Annotated in this window: 18 protein-coding genes; 4 read left to right on the top strand and 14 right to left on the bottom strand. The window is 28.3% G+C overall.

Going from position 1 to position 16543, the window contains the following annotated elements; genetic code table 11:
- Window positions 1–106: 106 nt before the first annotated feature.
- Both Q0352_RS11265 and Q0352_RS11260 read right to left on the bottom strand, forming a co-directional pair.
- Window positions 107–952 carry a DMT family transporter gene (locus Q0352_RS11265; protein ID WP_299527532.1) on the bottom strand — a complete coding sequence of 282 codons (846 nt, stop codon included), beginning with the start codon at window positions 950–952 and terminating at the stop codon, window positions 107–109.
- Window positions 953–1247: 295 nt separating this feature from the next.
- Window positions 1248–1688 (bottom strand): cold-shock protein, encoded by a 441-nt coding sequence (locus Q0352_RS11260; protein ID WP_299527530.1) that lies wholly within the window; start codon window positions 1686–1688, stop codon window positions 1248–1250.
- A gap of 360 nt (window positions 1689–2048) precedes the next feature.
- Between Q0352_RS11260 and Q0352_RS11255 the strand changes: the two genes are divergently transcribed.
- Together Q0352_RS11255 and Q0352_RS11250 are read left to right on the top strand one after the other, a co-directional pair.
- Window positions 2049–2477, top strand: coding sequence for a hypothetical protein (locus Q0352_RS11255; RefSeq protein ID WP_299527528.1), 429 nt, complete (start codon window positions 2049–2051; stop codon window positions 2475–2477).
- 88 nt (window positions 2478–2565) lie between these two features.
- The gene (locus Q0352_RS11250; RefSeq protein WP_299527526.1) at window positions 2566–3795 is read left to right on the top strand and encodes a glycosyltransferase family 4 protein; all 1230 of its coding nucleotides are present in this window, start codon (window positions 2566–2568) and stop codon (window positions 3793–3795) included.
- A 14-nt stretch (window positions 3796–3809) separates the two neighbouring features.
- Here Q0352_RS11250 and Q0352_RS11245 read toward each other — a convergent pair whose 3' ends face one another.
- From Q0352_RS11245 to Q0352_RS11225, 5 genes are all read right to left on the bottom strand, one after another.
- Window positions 3810–4214, bottom strand: a complete 405-nt coding sequence (locus Q0352_RS11245) for a thioesterase family protein (protein WP_299527524.1) — start codon at window positions 4212–4214, stop codon at window positions 3810–3812.
- 373 nt (window positions 4215–4587) lie between these two features.
- A complete protein-coding gene (locus Q0352_RS11240; protein ID WP_299527522.1) occupies window positions 4588–4731 on the bottom strand; it encodes a hypothetical protein in 144 nt (47 codons plus the stop codon).
- 17 nt (window positions 4732–4748) lie between these two features.
- A complete protein-coding gene (locus tag Q0352_RS11235; RefSeq protein WP_299527520.1) occupies window positions 4749–5243 on the bottom strand; it encodes a CAP domain-containing protein in 495 nt (164 codons plus the stop codon).
- Between the two features lie 98 nt (window positions 5244–5341).
- Window positions 5342–5533, bottom strand: coding sequence for a hypothetical protein (locus Q0352_RS11230; RefSeq protein ID WP_299527518.1), 192 nt, complete (start codon window positions 5531–5533; stop codon window positions 5342–5344).
- Between the two features lie 410 nt (window positions 5534–5943).
- On the bottom strand, window positions 5944–6390 hold the full coding sequence (locus Q0352_RS11225) for a MarR family winged helix-turn-helix transcriptional regulator (RefSeq protein ID WP_299527516.1): 447 nt from the start codon (window positions 6388–6390) through the stop codon (window positions 5944–5946).
- A gap of 723 nt (window positions 6391–7113) precedes the next feature.
- Between Q0352_RS11225 and Q0352_RS11220 the strand changes: the two genes are divergently transcribed.
- On the top strand, window positions 7114–7236 hold the full coding sequence (locus Q0352_RS11220; protein ID WP_299527514.1) for a hypothetical protein: 123 nt from the start codon (window positions 7114–7116) through the stop codon (window positions 7234–7236).
- A 162-nt stretch (window positions 7237–7398) separates the two neighbouring features.
- Here Q0352_RS11220 and Q0352_RS11215 read toward each other — a convergent pair whose 3' ends face one another.
- From Q0352_RS11215 to Q0352_RS11200, 4 genes are all read right to left on the bottom strand, one after another.
- A complete protein-coding gene (locus Q0352_RS11215; protein ID WP_299527512.1) occupies window positions 7399–7896 on the bottom strand; it encodes a hypothetical protein in 498 nt (165 codons plus the stop codon).
- A gap of 13 nt (window positions 7897–7909) precedes the next feature.
- Window positions 7910–8533 carry a DUF2202 domain-containing protein gene (locus Q0352_RS11210; protein ID WP_299527510.1) on the bottom strand — a complete coding sequence of 208 codons (624 nt, stop codon included), beginning with the start codon at window positions 8531–8533 and terminating at the stop codon, window positions 7910–7912.
- 183 nt (window positions 8534–8716) lie between these two features.
- Window positions 8717–10486: a translational GTPase TypA gene (typA, locus tag Q0352_RS11205; protein WP_299527508.1), complete on the bottom strand. Its 1770-nt coding sequence runs from the start codon at window positions 10484–10486 to the stop codon at window positions 8717–8719.
- Window positions 10487–10695: 209 nt separating this feature from the next.
- Window positions 10696–11865, bottom strand: a complete 1170-nt coding sequence (locus tag Q0352_RS11200; protein ID WP_299527506.1) for a proline dehydrogenase family protein — start codon at window positions 11863–11865, stop codon at window positions 10696–10698.
- 87 nt (window positions 11866–11952) lie between these two features.
- Here Q0352_RS11200 and aroB point away from each other — a divergent pair, with 87 nt between their 5' ends.
- Window positions 11953–13020 carry a 3-dehydroquinate synthase gene (aroB, locus tag Q0352_RS11195; protein WP_299527504.1) on the top strand — a complete coding sequence of 356 codons (1068 nt, stop codon included), beginning with the start codon at window positions 11953–11955 and terminating at the stop codon, window positions 13018–13020.
- Here the strand turns inward: aroB and bshA are convergent.
- The 3 genes from bshA to Q0352_RS11180 all read right to left on the bottom strand — a co-directional run bounded on the left by bshA (window position 13017) and on the right by Q0352_RS11180 (window position 16532).
- Complete coding sequence (gene bshA / locus Q0352_RS11190; protein WP_299527502.1) at window positions 13017–14150, bottom strand: N-acetyl-alpha-D-glucosaminyl L-malate synthase BshA; 1134 nt, start codon at window positions 14148–14150, stop codon at window positions 13017–13019. The two genes, aroB and bshA, sit on opposite strands and share 4 nt — an antisense overlap.
- A gap of 185 nt (window positions 14151–14335) precedes the next feature.
- On the bottom strand, window positions 14336–15181 hold the full coding sequence (locus tag Q0352_RS11185) for a transketolase (RefSeq protein ID WP_299527500.1): 846 nt from the start codon (window positions 15179–15181) through the stop codon (window positions 14336–14338).
- Window positions 15182–15275: 94 nt separating this feature from the next.
- Window positions 15276–16532, bottom strand: a complete 1257-nt coding sequence (locus Q0352_RS11180; RefSeq protein ID WP_299527560.1) for an asparagine synthetase B — start codon at window positions 16530–16532, stop codon at window positions 15276–15278.
- Window positions 16533–16543 lie beyond the last annotated feature (11 nt).

Genomic DNA, 16543 nt, shown 5'->3' with positions numbered 1-16543 from the left:
AAACCTATAGATGAAATAGTTATTTAAAATTAGTCATAATTTTAAATACATTATGCTTCCCTCTTTTTGTTAGTAAGTTTTATACGTATTTTATTTAAAAAAATAATTAGTTTCCCTTATGAGTTTTATAAAACACATTTAATACTAATGAACCTATAATCATAGCGATACCTAATAAACTCCAAAAGGAATAAACCTCATTGAATAAGAATAAACCAAATAATACAGTAAAAATTACTTCAACATATTTAACTGGTGCCACTTGGTTGGTTTTACCTGTTTGAAAAGCCTTGGTCATGTTTAACTGTCCATAATAACCGAAAACACCTAAGCTTAATAGCAAGAGCCACTCTACTCCTTCAGGGTTCACCCAGTTTTTAATAGATAAAACACCACCTACTAAAGTTGCAATTACCATAAAATAATTAACAACAACAACAGGATGTTCACTTTTCCCGATTTTAGAAATAATTATGTATACCAATCCACTAGTTATGGAAGCAATTAACACCAAAATAAGACCAAAAGTGTTTAATTGGGAATCGAAACCTTTTAATATAAGCACGCCTAAAAATGCCAATACAAAAAACAACCATTGCAAAGGCCATATTTTTTCCTTCATGAATATCACAGCAAAAATACCTGCAAAAATTGGAGCCAAATATCTTAAAGAAACTGCAGTACCAACTGATAAATATTTTATCGACATAAAAAAAAGTGTCATAGAAGTTACACCTACCAAGCCTCTAATAATTAGCAATTTTTTATTATTTCCAAGAATTGGAATACCTTCTTTCAAAAGAAACCCGAAGGTAAAAAATAAGGAGCTTGCGGATCTAAAAAATACAATTTGAAATGCATTTACATTCTCTAAATATTTTACTGTAACATTCATACAAGCAAAAGCTAGTGTGCTAATAAGCATATGTTTTATGGCTTTTTTAATTGCCATAATATTGCTTGTATAAAATTGTCATTATAGATTTAAATATTTAGAAGATTGACCAAACAGAATTATAGTTTTTTTAAAATTAACTTGAAAAAGTTGCTCAAAAGTAATACTTATTATAATTATGAGCGCTTTTTTTGACAAAAAAACATCATAAAAATTGTTATATTTCAGTACTATTATAAGACAAGTTAATGCATTAATGCAAAAAACCAGAGAATTAATATCTCTGGTTTTTTATAAAAATTTACAATAACTTTAAACTAATTAAGCATGAATCATTTAAGAAGGTTTATACTTAAACTTTCTTAACTCTAACAGCATTCATACCTTTTAAACCACGTTCTAATTCAAAAGTTACTTTATCGTTTTCTTTAATTTCTTCTAATAATCCACTTACGTGTACAAAATATTTCTCTTGAGAAGTTGTATCAATAATAAAACCAAATCCTTTAGAAGTATCAAAGAAAGAAACTTTACCTACTTTATCAGCCACTTCTTCTACTTCTCTATCTTCTTTTTTAGGTATTCCTATTTCAATAGTTGAAGCATCAACTTTAATTTTTTTAGAAGGATCCATTGGCGTATCAGTAAGCTGCCCAAATTCATCAACATAAATAAACTCATTCTCCTGTCCACTAGCTTTTCGCTCCTCTTTCTTCAACAGTTTATCTTGTTTTTTCTTCAGACGCTTTTTTTCTCTTTCTTTTTTACCAAAGGTTTCTTGTGATCCAGCCATTAACTATTATATATTTTAGGTTATTTATTTTTTGCAAATATAACATTTCAATTTTAATTTTTAAAAACTATTTCAGTAAAATAGTTGTTTTTAATTGTTTAGAGCTAAAAAAGCCGATTTTTAATAGGTTTTTTGTACAACTCATTAACAAATTCACCTATTTAAATCAATATAAAAGCTTAAATATTCCAGATTTAAATATGAATTAACTCTATTTTTAGGTAAAAATACATTTAATTTTAGAAGCTATTAATATGAATTTTATACTGAAAGTTCTTAGCTTGTGTAAATTCAAATATTTACTTAATTTGTAATCGACAATTTAAACTAGAATATTTAACTAACTTAAAACTTTTGATTATGACAAATTCACTTAACAAACCAACGCCAACTTTTTGGGTAATTGGTGTTGCAGCATTATTTTGGAACATTATGGGAGTAGCCGCTTATATAGGACAAGCTTATATGACCGATGAAATTTTAAGTGCACTGCCAGAAGCTGACCAACTATATTACACCAACGTTCCTGCTTGGGTTACTGCTGCTTTTGCAATTGCCGTTTTTGCTGGTTTTGTAGGGTGTATTGCTCTTTTAATAAGAAAAAAATGGGCTGTAACTCTATTTATTATATCATTATTGACAGTTCTTGTACAGTTTGTTTATAACTTTTTTATACAAGATTATATGGAATTATCTCCATCTAAAGCGATAATGCCAATAGTTGTTATAGGAATTGCTGTATTTTTAATTTGGTATTCTAAAAAATGTCAAGAAAAAGGATGGATTTAACCATTACTAAGCTTAAACAAGTTATAAAAACCCTGAATTTTAAAATTCAGGGTTTTTTATGCTTAAACTTTATTATTTTTGAAGTTATATGAAAAAACTGTTAATTATTGGGTTTGTTTGGCCCGAACCTACATCAACTGCTGCAGGAACTAGAATGCTTCAACTTATTGAAGTATTTCAACTTAATAATTATAAAATAACTTTTGCTAGTGCTGCAGCTAAAACTGACAACTCATATAATTTAGAAAAATTTAATATTCAAACAACTGAAATTCAACTAAATAATTCTAGTTTCGATTCCTTTATACTTGAATTAGATCCAACAATTGTTTTATTTGATAGATTTTTAATAGAAGAACAATTTGGATGGAGAATTGCTGAAAATTGTCCTAATGCATTAAGAATATTAGATACTGAAGATTTACATTTTTTAAGAAACGCAAGACAAATAGCTCATAAAAATAATGCTGAAGTATCATTAGATTTATTAATGAATGATTTAACAAAGCGCGAATTAGCAAGTATTTACCGTTGTGATTTAACTCTTATTATTTCAAAATATGAAATGAAGCTATTAACGAATATTTTTAAAGTGGACAAATCGCTTTTGCAATATGTTCCTTTTTTACTTGAAAGTTTGAATGTAAATTTATTAAACTCCTACCCTACTTTTCAAGATAGAAATCATTTTATGACTATTGGAAATTTTAGACATGAACCCAATTGGAATGCTGTTATCTATTTAAAGACTAACATTTGGCCTTTAATTAAACGAAAATTACCTGATGCAAAGATGCTTGTTTATGGAGCCTACGCTACCGAAAAAGTATATCAATTGCACAATGAAAAAGAAGGTTTTTTAATAAAAGGTTGGGCAGAAAGTTCAAAAGAAATATTTAAGAATTCAAAAATATGTTTAGCACCACTTCAATTCGGAGCTGGATTAAAAGGAAAATTAGTTGATGCTATGCAGTATGGAACACCTAGCATAACTTCAACTATTGGAGCTGAAGCTATGCATAGTAAATTACCCTGGAATGGTTGTATAACTAATGAACCGAAAGAGTTTGCTTTAAATGCAATAGAATTATATACCAATGAAAAATTATGGTTAAAAGCACAACAAAATGGTGTTGAAATTATTAACCGCTGTTTTTCAAAAGAAAAATTCAGTAAAAAATTAATTAAGAAAATTGAATTTCTAATTAAAAATACATTTGAACATCGATTAAACAACTTTACAGGAGCAATATTAATGCATCATACGTTAAAAAGTACAAAATATATGGCTAAGTGGATTGAAGAAAAAAACAAGTAATAATAGTTAATATTTTATTCTTTTTTAGTCTCTAAAATTTCTAGAATTTCTGAAGGAATTCTTGCTGGTTTCATCGTTGTTTTATCTAATAAACACCAAATAGTTTTAGCTTTTGCAATTGTTTTTGAACCTTTTTTTATTTCAACAAAACGTTCAGACTTTACACCATAAGATTTTACAATCCAAGTGTTTACAGTTATTATATCATGTAATATAGCCGATGCTATGTAATCTATTTCATGTCTTAAAACAACCCATACATATTTAGTGTCTAAATTGGTGTTACTTAATATTTTCCAATGTTTTTGAGCTGCTTCTTGTACCCATTTTATATAATGAATGTTATTCACATGATTTAAATCATCTAATTCATTATTGGTGACGATTAATGTAAAAGTAAATCTATTAAAATTTTCCATTTTAAAAATTAAATGAATAAGACAAATTAAAAATATGCAGTATAAAACTGCATCTAAATTTAGGTAAAAAATAATTGGAATTATAGATGTTATAAATTACATTTACAAAACCTAAAAATAGTTCAAGAATATTTAATCTTTTAACATTATTTACTAAATATGGTTAAAAGATTTACAGTCGTAATAAACTGAATAATAAGAAATTATCGTGGGGACGACAGTTTTTTTCAAGTATGTTGCGGCTGTTTTTTATGAAACTTAATAATTTAAAATAAAACAGTTGTAATTCAAACTCTTATTATACTACCGTTGTGGGGACGACAATTATAAGATTTTACAACTGTTTTAATATTAAGTGGGGACAACTTAATATTTATAATCTAATACATCGTTTTATTGGTAATACGCCTCTTCCATCTTTATTTTTAAACTCAAAATATGGAGTAATTGTATTTATATAAATTCTTTCGAATTTAGTTTTTATCTTTTCAGCCGGGATTTTTTCTAATAAAATCATAATTAAAATTTAATAATTTATTGTTGAATAAATATTTGGGTAAAATAATTTCTTCCTTCACTATTTTGCTCAATTGAAATTCCAAAGTGGGTATAATTACTTTTTTCTAAAATTGCTTTGTGTCCTTCACTATTTAACCATCCATTTACAACTCCAGATGCTGTTTCAAAACCATAAGCTACATTTTCACCTACAGATTTTGCATTAGCTTTTATAACTAAGTTTTTATGATTCTCTGCAAAATTATTGTGGTTTACCACGTTTGTTTCAACCATATAGGTTGTATGTGATAATGCTACAGAAGATATAATGTTTAAATTAATTAATGGGAACAGACCTAATTCTTCTCTATGATTATTAACTAAGTCCATTATTTCTAATTCCATGATGGAATATCCTTCTTTTACTTCATTTATTTCATCAAAATAAATTCCATTTTCTTCTATAGAGCAAGAAGTTATAACAGTGCAAACGAAAGCGAATAATAGTAGGTTAATTTTTGAGGGGTTCATTGTTTGTGGGGTTGAAATTTGGGGTTAAATTCTAGTTTATAAGTTTAAAAAGACAGCCGCAATTATTATCGTACAATACACCGTTGTGGGAAAGGTTTTTATATTGATAAATATGTTACGGCTGATTTTTTTATTTCTAAAAAGAATAATAAATTTTCAAAATCAGTTAAAACTGAAGTAAAATTATATTTCAAAGAAGAAGTTGTACTAGTACTACTTTTAATCACAAAACTTTTGATTGGAGCAACTATATAAGTAAACTTTGAAACAATTAATGATTTTGAAATCATAATTTTTTGGGGTTTTTGGGGTTGATTTAATTATTCTTTTCTTTAAATTAAAGAGGCAGAAACAAAGTTCTTACTAATCATCTAACATCTTAAAACATTTTTCGGACTGCTTTATTTTGTATGTGACTACAGTGAGACTACCTCTTAGTGCTGATTTATTGTTTACAAATTCTTACTAATTAATTTGATCTTACTTTTCAATCATGCTTATAATCTAATTTGGTTTCCATCATTATATTATTGGGTATTTAATATTATTTAACAAAACCAATTTTGTTTGGGGTCGATTTATTTATTCATACTTTTCACTAATTAATTGTTAATACTAACTTGTTTTTGACTTTTATGATATAGCATTCATGGGGTGATAAACGCTATATCATAATAAATCACTCGTGCTTGGGGTTGACTTATTTATTCCTTATTTTTTCCAATAATTTGTTAAGAGTTAAAATTTCATTGTATGTTAAATTACCTACAATGTCATTTTGAAAATCTGAATGCAAAATTTCAATCTCATTCAATAAATTTAAACCAGCATCTGTAATTCTGATTTCAACCTTCCTCCTATTTTCTTCACTTTGAATTCTTGTTATTAAACCTTTCAATCTTAGTTTTTCAACCAAACGTGTTGTATTACTATTCTTACTCACCATTTCGGCTTGTAAGGTTAAAAGATTTGCAGGTTCACCTTTCAATACTCTTAAAGAACTTAATACTTGAAATTGTTGAATAGATAATGCGTATTGTTTTAGATGATCTGAAAACTTTTCATTCATCCAATTACCTGTATGCAAAATATTTGCAATTGTTAAGTCAGGTAAATTTAACTCATCATTTTTATCATTTTTATTCAACTTCGGGGGGACAACAATTATCTATACTACTATTGTATATACATCAAATGTATGTACAATTATTAAAACAAACAAATATTTTTGTTAAAAACTTTTAGATTATTGTAAAATTCAAAGTTTAAAAGCAATCATATTTATATTTAACCATTTGATTACGAAACTTAAATATAAATAATTAAGGTGATATTTTCTTAGTGTTTATAGGTGTTTTAGGTTATTCTGTATTTTTGATATTTACTATAACAATACTAAAAACAACATAATATACTCTTCTTAAGAATTAGTTAATATCTTATATTATATTTTAAAAATTGTTAATAAGTATGAATATTGTTAATAAGGATAACTCTAATATGGGTAAAATAATCACTATAAAAAAGGTAAAATGGAGTAACTTAGAATGGAAATCACATTAGTTAATAGAGCTATGTTTGTATAAAATAGTGTATTATGAAAATAAGAGTTACTGTGGCTTCTAAGAAGGAAAAATAATATCTGAACAAGCGATTAAACTTTGTAATTTTAAATTTACACAACAATGACGCAATTATTGAAAGTTTAAAAGCATTAGAGCTAACAGAAAATAAAACTTTACAGCATACTATTCATGATGAAAATGGTATTTTTAATAGTTCCTTTTCTGGTATTGTATTTTATTAACAAGGGGTATTGGTGAAGAGTAAATTCAAAAATTAGCTATAAATAATGTGGTTTGTTATAAAATTGAAGAAAGATCTTGATATTGAAAAACTAATAAATAGGATACTAGATGCTATAGTTCCTGTATCCTATAATAAATCAGGTTGCAATTGTAATTGTGGAAGTAAAAACCATCATCATCAGTAAAAAATTAGTTTTAAAAAAAATGGTTTAACCATAAAGATATTCACCTTTATTTATTGCTATTTGAAATTTAATAAAATAGCTTAAGTTATGACCCAAAGCTATTTTTGTACACTTACTTATATTTTGAAATACAGTTTACAAATGGCTAATCAATCTATTTATTTAACTTTTTTTACCCATTCCTCTTCCTTGTCCGTTTCCGATACCATTTGGGTGCTCATCATTAAAATGACTTTCAAACCATATAGGCTTTTCTAATTCATTATCATAAATATATCCAGCAATTTTAATGATATCCTCTTTAATAAAGGCTTGCTTAGGCATAACCTTAAATTGATTAACTGCTCCACGCATTAAAGCATTTTCTTCTTTTGGATCTATAACCCAAATAGTAACTGCATCAACAAATTCTACTTTCGTTTTATAAGAAATCTTATATCTTCTTTTTATTGCTTCCATAGGAGGTGCAATAATATTATCATGAGTTTCGGCTATTACGGAATGACAGGGATAGCATTTTTGTTGTAAGAGTAGTAAACCTTCAACTTCCTTTTCACTTAAATCGACCACTTTAAGCTCTGTTATTTTTGATTTTTTTATTGAAGAATTGCAATTAGTTAAAGAAAATGCCAGTAATATTAATATAAAACTATTTCGCATAATTTTTAAAATTTTAATTATTAATATTACATTGTTCATTTGATGTTGTAATAATGGCTTCAAAATCTTCTAATGAAATATACGAAGGAGAATAAATACCGTCATTTTCAATAAGTTGTGCGTAATAATTTCTTAAATGATTTCTTGAACCACATTTTAAGGAACTATACACATTTAATATATCTACATTATCAGATCTTCCTTCATTCAGAGCAATATCTTTTATATCTAAATCTTCAATAATATTTCCAACTATCAAAGCATCTAACATTGAAATTGATGATTTTTGAATTAAATCATTGTAAATATTCTGTAATTCAGGGTTATTAAATTCTCCTATACTTTCTGAGGCTGGATCTTGCAGATTATATGTATTTAATAATTCCAATACAATGTCCATATGCATTTGCTCACTATTAGAAATGTTTTTAAAAATTTGAAGATTATATATACTATATGAATATAAGTACACATCACGTGCTAATTTCTCTTCTTCTCTTAAAAATTTTAAATCATCTATTTCTTCTATAGATAGAATTTCATCTTTGATGTTTATATCGGCATCAGTGTCATTGTCTGAACAACTACTAATAAGTGTTAAACTAGCAATCATAGTAAATAAAGTTAAATTTTTCATTATATATTTTTGTTTTTTTATATAACTCTTTGACCACGTATAATTGTAAAAGTTTGAAGCAATAACGGTAACAAAAGTTACTATTCAACTTTTATATTTACTAAATAAGTTTTTGATTGATCACCATAAAAAAAGCTTCCAAATTAATGGAAGCTTTAAAAAAATTTATATTTTTTTAAAATTTTATCTATATTCAATTTTACGCATTCGTAAACTAAGCGGCGTAACCTCTAAATACTCATCATCTTTAATATATTCCATACATTCTTCTAAAGAAAATTCTTTCTTTGGAGCAATATTAACAGCTGTATCTGTTCCAGATTTACGAACGTTTGTTAATTTTTTACCTTTCGTTAAATTAATAGACATATCATCTTGTCTATTATTTTCGCCAACAATTTGTCCTTTGTAAATTTCTTGGTTAATATCAATAAAGAAAATACCTCTATCTCCTAGTTTATCAATAGAATACGCTGTTGCTTTACCAGCATCACCTGAAATTAAAGCACCATTATTAGAAGTTGAAATATCTCCTTTATAAGCATCAAAACCACGTAATCTATGGTTTATAATAGCCTCTCCTTGCGTAGCTGTTAATATTTTATTACGCAAACCTATTAAACCACGTGAAGGAATATCAAACTCTAAATGTTGCATATCTCCTTTTGGTTCCATAACCAACATATCTCCTTTTCTAATAGTTACCAAGTTAATAGCTTTACTTGCTAATGCTTCAGGAACATTAATTACTAAAGTCTCATAAGGTTCACATTTAACGCCATCAATATCTTTTATGATAACTTGTGGACGACCAACTTGCATCTCATAACCTTCTCTACGCATTGTTTCAATTAAAACTGATAAATGCAAAATTCCACGGCCAAAAACATTAAATTTATCTTCAGTATCTGTATCTTCAACTCTAAGTGCTAAATTCTTTTCAGTTTCTTTATATAATCTATCACGTAAGTGACGAGAGGTAACATATTTTCCCTCTTTTCCATAGAAAGGAGAGTTATTAATAGTAAATAACATACTCATTGTAGGCTCATCTACTTTTAACCTTGGTAATGCTTCTGGGTTTTCTAAATCGGCAATTGTATCACCAATTTCAAATCCTTCAATACCCGTAATCGCACAAATGTCTCCACTTCTTACTTTTGAAGCTCTATCTTTACCTAAGCCTTCAAAAGTATGCAATTCTTTAATTCTAACTTTTTTAGTACTTCCATCTGCTTTACACAGCATATAATCCTTTCCTTCTTCTAAATCTCCTCTAAATACACGCCCAATTGCAATACGACCAACAAAAGATGTAAAATCTAATGAAGTAATTTGCATTTGAGGTGTTCCTTCATAATAAGGAGATGCAGGAATATTTTCAATAATAGAATCTAACAATGGAATAATATTATCTGTTTCCTCTTTCCAGTCATAACTCATCCAACCTTGTTTTGCTGAACCATAAACTGACGCAAAATTTAACTGTTCTTCAGTTGCATCTAAAGCAAACATTAAATCAAATACTTTATCATGAACCAAATCTGGTGTACAGTTTTGTTTGTCAACTTTATTGATAACAACAATTGGGGTTAAGCCTAATTCTAGGGCTTTTCCTAATACAAAACGAGTTTGTGGCATTGGACCTTCAAAAGCATCAACTAATAATAATACCCCATCAGCCATTTTCAATACACGTTCAACTTCTCCTCCAAAATCCGCGTGACCAGGTGTATCAATAACATTAATTTTTACATCTTTATATATTATAGAAACGTTTTTAGATAAAATTGTAATCCCTCTTTCACGTTCTAAATCATTATTATCTAATAATAATTCTGTTCTCACCTTACGCTCATCTAGGATATGAGCTTGGTCAATAATTTTATCAACCAATGTAGTTTTACCGTGGTCAACGTGTGCTATTATAGCGATGTTTCTGATAGATTGCATTTTCTTATTTTTTAGAGGCTGCAAAAGTAGTTGTTTTATTCCGTATTATATCACAAAAGTTAAATAATGATAAATATTGTAAGATTTTAATTTTTAACTTGTTATGTTTTTGTGAAGTTTTGTTTTAGCAATGAGAAATGATAAAAAAAATTCTTAAAAGAAAAAAGAGCTGATTTATCAGCTCTTTTTATAGTTAATTACTAACGAATTTATATTTTACGTCTTTCTCGCTCACGCTTTAACAATTCTAGTTCTCTAGTAGTTTGACCAGCAACAGAAGTATTTTCCTCTGCTCGTCTAATTAAATAAGGCATTACATCTCTAACAGGACCATATGGCAAATATTTAGCTACATTATAGCCTTCTTTAGCTAAGTTATAGCTAATATGATCACTCATACCGAATAATTGACCAAACCAAATTCTTTTGTCATCTTTAGATAATTCATACTTTTCAATTAAATCCATTAAATCATAAGAACTTTCTTCATTATGAGTTCCTGAAAAAACGGCCATTTCATCAATGTTATTAATCATATATTCTTGAACTTCATTGTACAATTTATCAGTTGCCGCTTTATCAACACAAATTGGATCTTTATAACCATATTCCTCAGCTCGCTCACGTTCTTTTTCCATATAAGCACCACGTACCAACTTCATACCAATTTTAAATCCTTGTTCTTTAGCGCGTTGATGCATTTTCTTTAAATAATCAAAACGATCCCAACGGTATAATTGTAAGGTTCCAAATATAATAACCTTCTCTTTATTATATTTTACCATCATTTCTTCAATTAAATCATCAGCAGCATCTTGCATCCAAGTTTCCTCGGCGTCAATTAATAATGGTACATTATTTTCAAAAGCAGCCTTACTAACAATTTCATATCGTTCTCTAATTCTTCTCCATTCAGTTTCTTCATGTGGATCTAGGGCTATTCCTTCGGTAACCTTTTGATAAACAGCTAATCTACCAAAACCTGTAGGTTTAAATACAGCAAATGGAATACTAGCTTTTTCTTTACCATATATTTTTATAGTATTCAAAGTTTTTTCCATTGATAAATCAAAATGCTCCTCAACTTCTTTTCCTTCAGCAGAATAATCTAAAACAGAATGTACATTTTTAGTATACATATTATCTATGATACGCATACAGCCTTTTTCATTTACACCACCGCAAAAATGGTCAAAAACTGTAGCTCGAATGATACCCTCAACTGGTAAATGTGTTTTTAAAGCAAATTTAGTTACTGCTGTACCTATTTTTACAAGCGGTTCTCGTTTTATCATTTCAAACAAATAATAAGCCCTATTAACCTGATTATTTGATTTAAGGCTAAAAGCCACTTCAGTATTATTAAATAAATCTCTCATTTTAATTCATATTTATATCAAAGATAATTACAAAGTGTTTATTTTTTCGTTTTTTTGCCCTTAATTTGCACAAACATATTATCCAAAATGAATCCGATTTTATCCAATAATTATTACGTTAATTTTCAAGAAGATGCTTATATCAAGTTTAACAAGTATATTTCAGAATATAAACCTTCTATAATATTTATTTTAGTTGATGAAAACACAGGTGATGATTGTCTACCATTATTGCTTGAGCAGATTGAAACTGAACAACCAATTGAAATAATTGAGATTGAACCTGGTGAAATAAATAAAAATTTAGACACTTGTTCAGGCGTTTGGAATGCTTTAACTGAACTTGGTGCTGACAGAAAAAGTTTACTTTTAAACTTAGGTGGTGGTGTAATAACAGATTTGGGTGGATTTGTAGCTTCAACGTACAAACGAGGCATTTCTTTTGTAAATATTCCTACAACTTTATTAAGTATGGTTGATGCTTCAGTTGGTGGAAAAACGGGTGTAGATTTAGGTGTTTTAAAAAATCAAATTGGGTTATTTTCAGATCCCGAAATGGTTATTATTGACCCTTCTTATTTAGAAACAGTTTCAAAACGAGAGATCCGTTCTGGTTTGGCTGAAATTATTAAATATGGAATCACATATGATATTAATGTTTGGAATGAAGTAATCAATTTTAAAGATTTAACTATTAGTAATTTAAATAGTATAATACATCGCTCTGTTGAAATTAAAAATGAAGTAGTTACCAAAGACCCAAAAGAAGCGGGAATTCGCAAAGTTTTAAATTTTGGTCACACACTTGGTCACGCAATTGAATCTTATTTTTTAGAATCTGAAGATAAAGAAAACTTAACTCATGGTGAAGCTATTGCTATTGGTATGATTACCGAAACTTATATTTCTAAAGTTTTATTAGGTTTTCCTTCAGAAGGGTTAAAAAATATAAAAAATTCAATTATTGATATCTTCGGAAGAGTTAAAATTGAAACCTTAGATTATGATGCCATTATTGAACTTTTAATCCACGATAAAAAGAATGTTGCTGGACAAGTTAATTTTGTATTATTAACTGATTTTGAGAATTACAAATTAGATTGCAACGTGGAAAAATCACTAATTATTGAAGCGTTAAATTATTATAATTCTTAACAACAATTTTTAATTAATTCTCTATAAACTTCTTTATAGGCTGGTAAAACATTTTCTAAACTAAATTGTTTTGCTTGGTTTAATGCATTTTGTTTAAATTGTTGAAGTCTCTCTAAATCTTTTAATATATAAATACCGTTTTTAGCCATATCAGTGGTGTCGCCAACATTACTCAAAAACCCTGTAACTCCATTTATATTTACTTCTGGCAAACCTCCTGAATTTGTTGAAATAACAGGTGTTCTTGCTGCCATAGCTTCCAAAGCTGCCAAACCAAAACTCTCAGTTTCTGATGGTAATAAAAACAAATCTGAATAACAAAGCAACTTACTAACTTCGTTACTATTTCCCATAAAAAGAACTTTATCTAATATTCCTAAATTTTTAGCCTGTAATTCAATATGCTCTCTATCAGGACCTTCACCAACCAATAATAATTTTGAAGGAATTTCTTTTTGAATTTTATAAAAAATATCAATAACATCAGCAGCTCTTTTTACTGGGCGTAAGTTACTAATATGCGTAATAATTCGTTCATTTTCATTGGCTATTGTATGTCTTTTACAATCTTCTGAACCAATTTCAGGATATTGTTCAAAATCTATAAAATTGTGAATCACTTTTATATCTTTCCTGATATTGAATAAACGTAATGTATCTTTTTTTAAACTCTCTGACACTGTGGTTACTACATCCGAATTATTGATACTAAATTCTACAGCTGTTTTATAATTTGGATGACTTCCAACCAATGTAATATCAGTTCCATGCAGTGTAGTAACTACTTTAATATCAATCCCTTTTTCCTTTAGCATTTGTTTTGCCATATACGCCGCATATGCATGCGGAATTGCGTAATGAACATGTAAAATTTCTAAATCATACATTTCTACTACTTCAACCATTTTACTAGACAATGCTAATTCATAAGGTTGAAAATGAAATAAAGGATATTCTTCAACAAAAACTTCGTGAAAATGTATATCATTTGCAATTAAATCAAGTCTAACAGGTTGCTTATACGTAATAAAATGTACTTCATGACCTCTTTCAGCCAAAGCTATTCCTAATTCGGTTGCTACTACTCCACTTCCTCCAAATGTTGGATAACAAACAATTCCTATTTTCATAAATATTAATTCAAAAATTATTGTTAAAAAATTGAAAAATAATTCCAATTATCATAAAAACCAAACTAGTCGTAAATATAAAAGTATTCTTACAATATTATGATTTGAAACTTATAAATATATCATAAAAAAACCCCCTTCAACTATAATGAAAGAGGTTTTTATAATTTATAAATAGAACACTTTTAATAATCTCCTAAAGTTTCAGGATTTTGATTTAAAGCATTTTCTAATTGAGCGTCACTAGGTGCTTTTCCATGCCAAGCATGTGTATGCATCATAAAATCTATTCCATTCCCCATTTCAGTATGCAATAAAATACAAACTGGTTTTCCTTTTCCAGTTAACAATTTAGCTTCTGCCAAACCATTTTTTATACTTTCAATATCATTTCCTTTTTCAACATCTAAAACAATCCAACCAAAAGCTTCAAATTTAGCTCTTAAGTCTCCCAATGGCATTACATCATTAGTTGCTCCATCAATTTGCTGCTTATTATAATCTACAGTTGCGATTAAGTTATCTACTTTTTTACCAGCAGCATACATAATTGCTTCCCAATTTTGACCTTCTTGTAATTCTCCATCACCGTGTAAAGAATACACTAATTTTTTGTCACCATTCAATTTTTTAGCTTGTGCAGCTCCTAACGCAACACTCATGCCTTGACCAAGTGAGCCAGACGCAATTCTAATACCTGGTAAACCTTCATGTGTTGTTGGATGCCCTTGTAAACGTGTGTTTAATTTTCTAAAAGTTGCTAATTCAGCAACTGGAAAAAAACCACTTCGTGCTAAAACACTATAATAAACTGGTGAAATATGACCGTTTGATAAAAAGAATAAATCTTCATTTTTACCATCCATTGTGAAATCAGTAGAATACTCCATCACTTCTTGAAACAGCACAGTTAAAAATTCATTACAACCTAATGAACCACCTGGATGTCCAGATTGTACAGCGTGTACCATTCTAACTATATCTCTTCTTACTTGTTGTGCAAAATCTTGCAGTTCTTGTGTAGTTGCCATTGTTTATTATTTAATTTAAAGGAGCAAAAATAGTGTTTTTGAAACTTGAAATACTAAAATTATAAAATAAAGTTATTGCTGCATTATCAACAAATTAAGTTTTCTGTTTTTTCTTTTTAGCAGCAGGAAACAATACATTATTTAATATTAATCTATATCCTGGTGAGTTTGGGTGTAAATCGAGTTCTGTTTTTGGATCACCTACTCTATGCTGATAATCTTCAGGGTCGTGACCCCCATAAAAAGTAAACATTCCTTTTCCTTTTACGCCATGAATATATCGTGCTTCTCTATTTGATTTATTTTCTCCTAATACCAATACATTTGATTTTACCGATTCTCTTTCAAAAGATGTTGTTTGTCCCATAAATCCTTTTACTAATTGTGTATGGTTTTGACACAACATCGTTGGTATTGGGTCCCATTTTGCTGAAAAATCTTGCAATGAGAAATAATCTGAAGTACGTTTAATATTACTTCTTTTTCTAGTCATATCAATTGAAGAAAATTCGTATTCAATAGGGTTTCTAATTAATGTAAAATCCTTAAAAGCTAATGTTTTATTGAAATCTATTTTATTTTGATAGTCCATTTCAGAAGGATCTCCATCAAACATTGTTTCACAAATATCCACGCCTTCAGCAGCTAATGCAATATCAAAACTATCAGTTGCTGAACACATAGCAAACATAAAGCCTCCTCCAATTACAAAATCTCTAATTTTAAAAGCAACCGCTAATTTTTCCTTAGATACTTTAGAATACCCTAATTTTAGTGCTAATTCTTCAGCGTCTTTTTTTTGTTCAATATACCAAGGTGCTGTTTTATATGCTCCATAAAATCGACCAAATTGACCTGTAAAATCTTCATGATGCAAATGCAACCATTCATACAACAACAGTTTTTCTTCTAAAACTTCTTCATCATAAATCACATCAAAAGGAATTTCAGCGTACGTTAAAACCAAAGTAACAGCATCATCCCAAGGTAAATTACCTTTTGGAGAGTACACTGCAATTTTAGGTGCTTTTTCTAACAATACGGCATCCATATTCTTTGATGGACTACTTATTTCTTCTAAAATTTGCGCTGCTTGAGTATCTGAAATTACATGAAAAGTAACTCCTCTTATTTTACATTCATTTCTAGTAGGCTCATTATCTTCTAATAAAAAAGAACCACCTTCATAATTTAATAACCATTTTGCAGTATTGCCCTGTTGCAAAGACCAATAAGTAATTCCGTAAGCTTTTAAATGATTGGTTTGTGTTACATCATCCATTGGAATTAAAATGAATGACGCATGCATAGAATGCGAAATTAAAAGAGAAAAGATAGCTAGTATTTTTATAAAATCTTTTT

Source organism: uncultured Lutibacter sp. (assembly GCF_937891065.1).
Lineage (GTDB): Bacteria > Bacteroidota > Bacteroidia > Flavobacteriales > Flavobacteriaceae > Lutibacter.
The sequence above is the reverse complement of the archived record's forward strand: the minus strand, read 5'-3'. Positions and strand labels throughout refer to the sequence as shown.

What these genes read in the sequence shown, in the direction of transcription:
- Q0352_RS11185 (WP_299527500.1), bottom strand. Translation starts at nt 15,181, where the DNA reads ATGGCAACTACACAAGAACTGCAAGATTTTGCACAACAAGTAAGAAGA.
- bshA (WP_299527502.1), bottom strand. Translation starts at nt 14,150, where the DNA reads ATGAAAATAGGAATTGTTTGTTATCCAACATTTGGAGGAAGTGGAGTA.
- Q0352_RS11235 (WP_299527520.1), bottom strand. Translation starts at nt 5,243, where the DNA reads ATGAACCCCTCAAAAATTAACCTACTATTATTCGCTTTCGTTTGCACT.
- Q0352_RS11200 (WP_299527506.1), bottom strand. Translation starts at nt 11,865, where the DNA reads ATGAGAGATTTATTTAATAATACTGAAGTGGCTTTTAGCCTTAAATCA.
- Q0352_RS11245 (WP_299527524.1), bottom strand. Translation starts at nt 4,214, where the DNA reads ATGGAAAATTTTAATAGATTTACTTTTACATTAATCGTCACCAATAAT.
- Q0352_RS11255 (WP_299527528.1), top strand. Translation starts at nt 2,049, where the DNA reads ATGACAAATTCACTTAACAAACCAACGCCAACTTTTTGGGTAATTGGT.
- typA (WP_299527508.1), bottom strand. Translation starts at nt 10,486, where the DNA reads ATGCAATCTATCAGAAACATCGCTATAATAGCACACGTTGACCACGGT.
- Q0352_RS11265 (WP_299527532.1), bottom strand. Translation starts at nt 952, where the DNA reads ATGGCAATTAAAAAAGCCATAAAACATATGCTTATTAGCACACTAGCT.
- Q0352_RS11260 (WP_299527530.1), bottom strand. Translation starts at nt 1,688, where the DNA reads ATGGCTGGATCACAAGAAACCTTTGGTAAAAAAGAAAGAGAAAAAAAG.
- Q0352_RS11250 (WP_299527526.1), top strand. Translation starts at nt 2,566, where the DNA reads ATGAAAAAACTGTTAATTATTGGGTTTGTTTGGCCCGAACCTACATCA.
- Q0352_RS11240 (WP_299527522.1), bottom strand. Translation starts at nt 4,731, where the DNA reads ATGATTTTATTAGAAAAAATCCCGGCTGAAAAGATAAAAACTAAATTC.
- aroB (WP_299527504.1), top strand. Translation starts at nt 11,953, where the DNA reads ATGAATCCGATTTTATCCAATAATTATTACGTTAATTTTCAAGAAGAT.
- Q0352_RS11230 (WP_299527518.1), bottom strand. Translation starts at nt 5,533, where the DNA reads ATGATTTCAAAATCATTAATTGTTTCAAAGTTTACTTATATAGTTGCT.
- Q0352_RS11215 (WP_299527512.1), bottom strand. Translation starts at nt 7,896, where the DNA reads ATGCGAAATAGTTTTATATTAATATTACTGGCATTTTCTTTAACTAAT.
- Q0352_RS11210 (WP_299527510.1), bottom strand. Translation starts at nt 8,533, where the DNA reads ATGAAAAATTTAACTTTATTTACTATGATTGCTAGTTTAACACTTATT.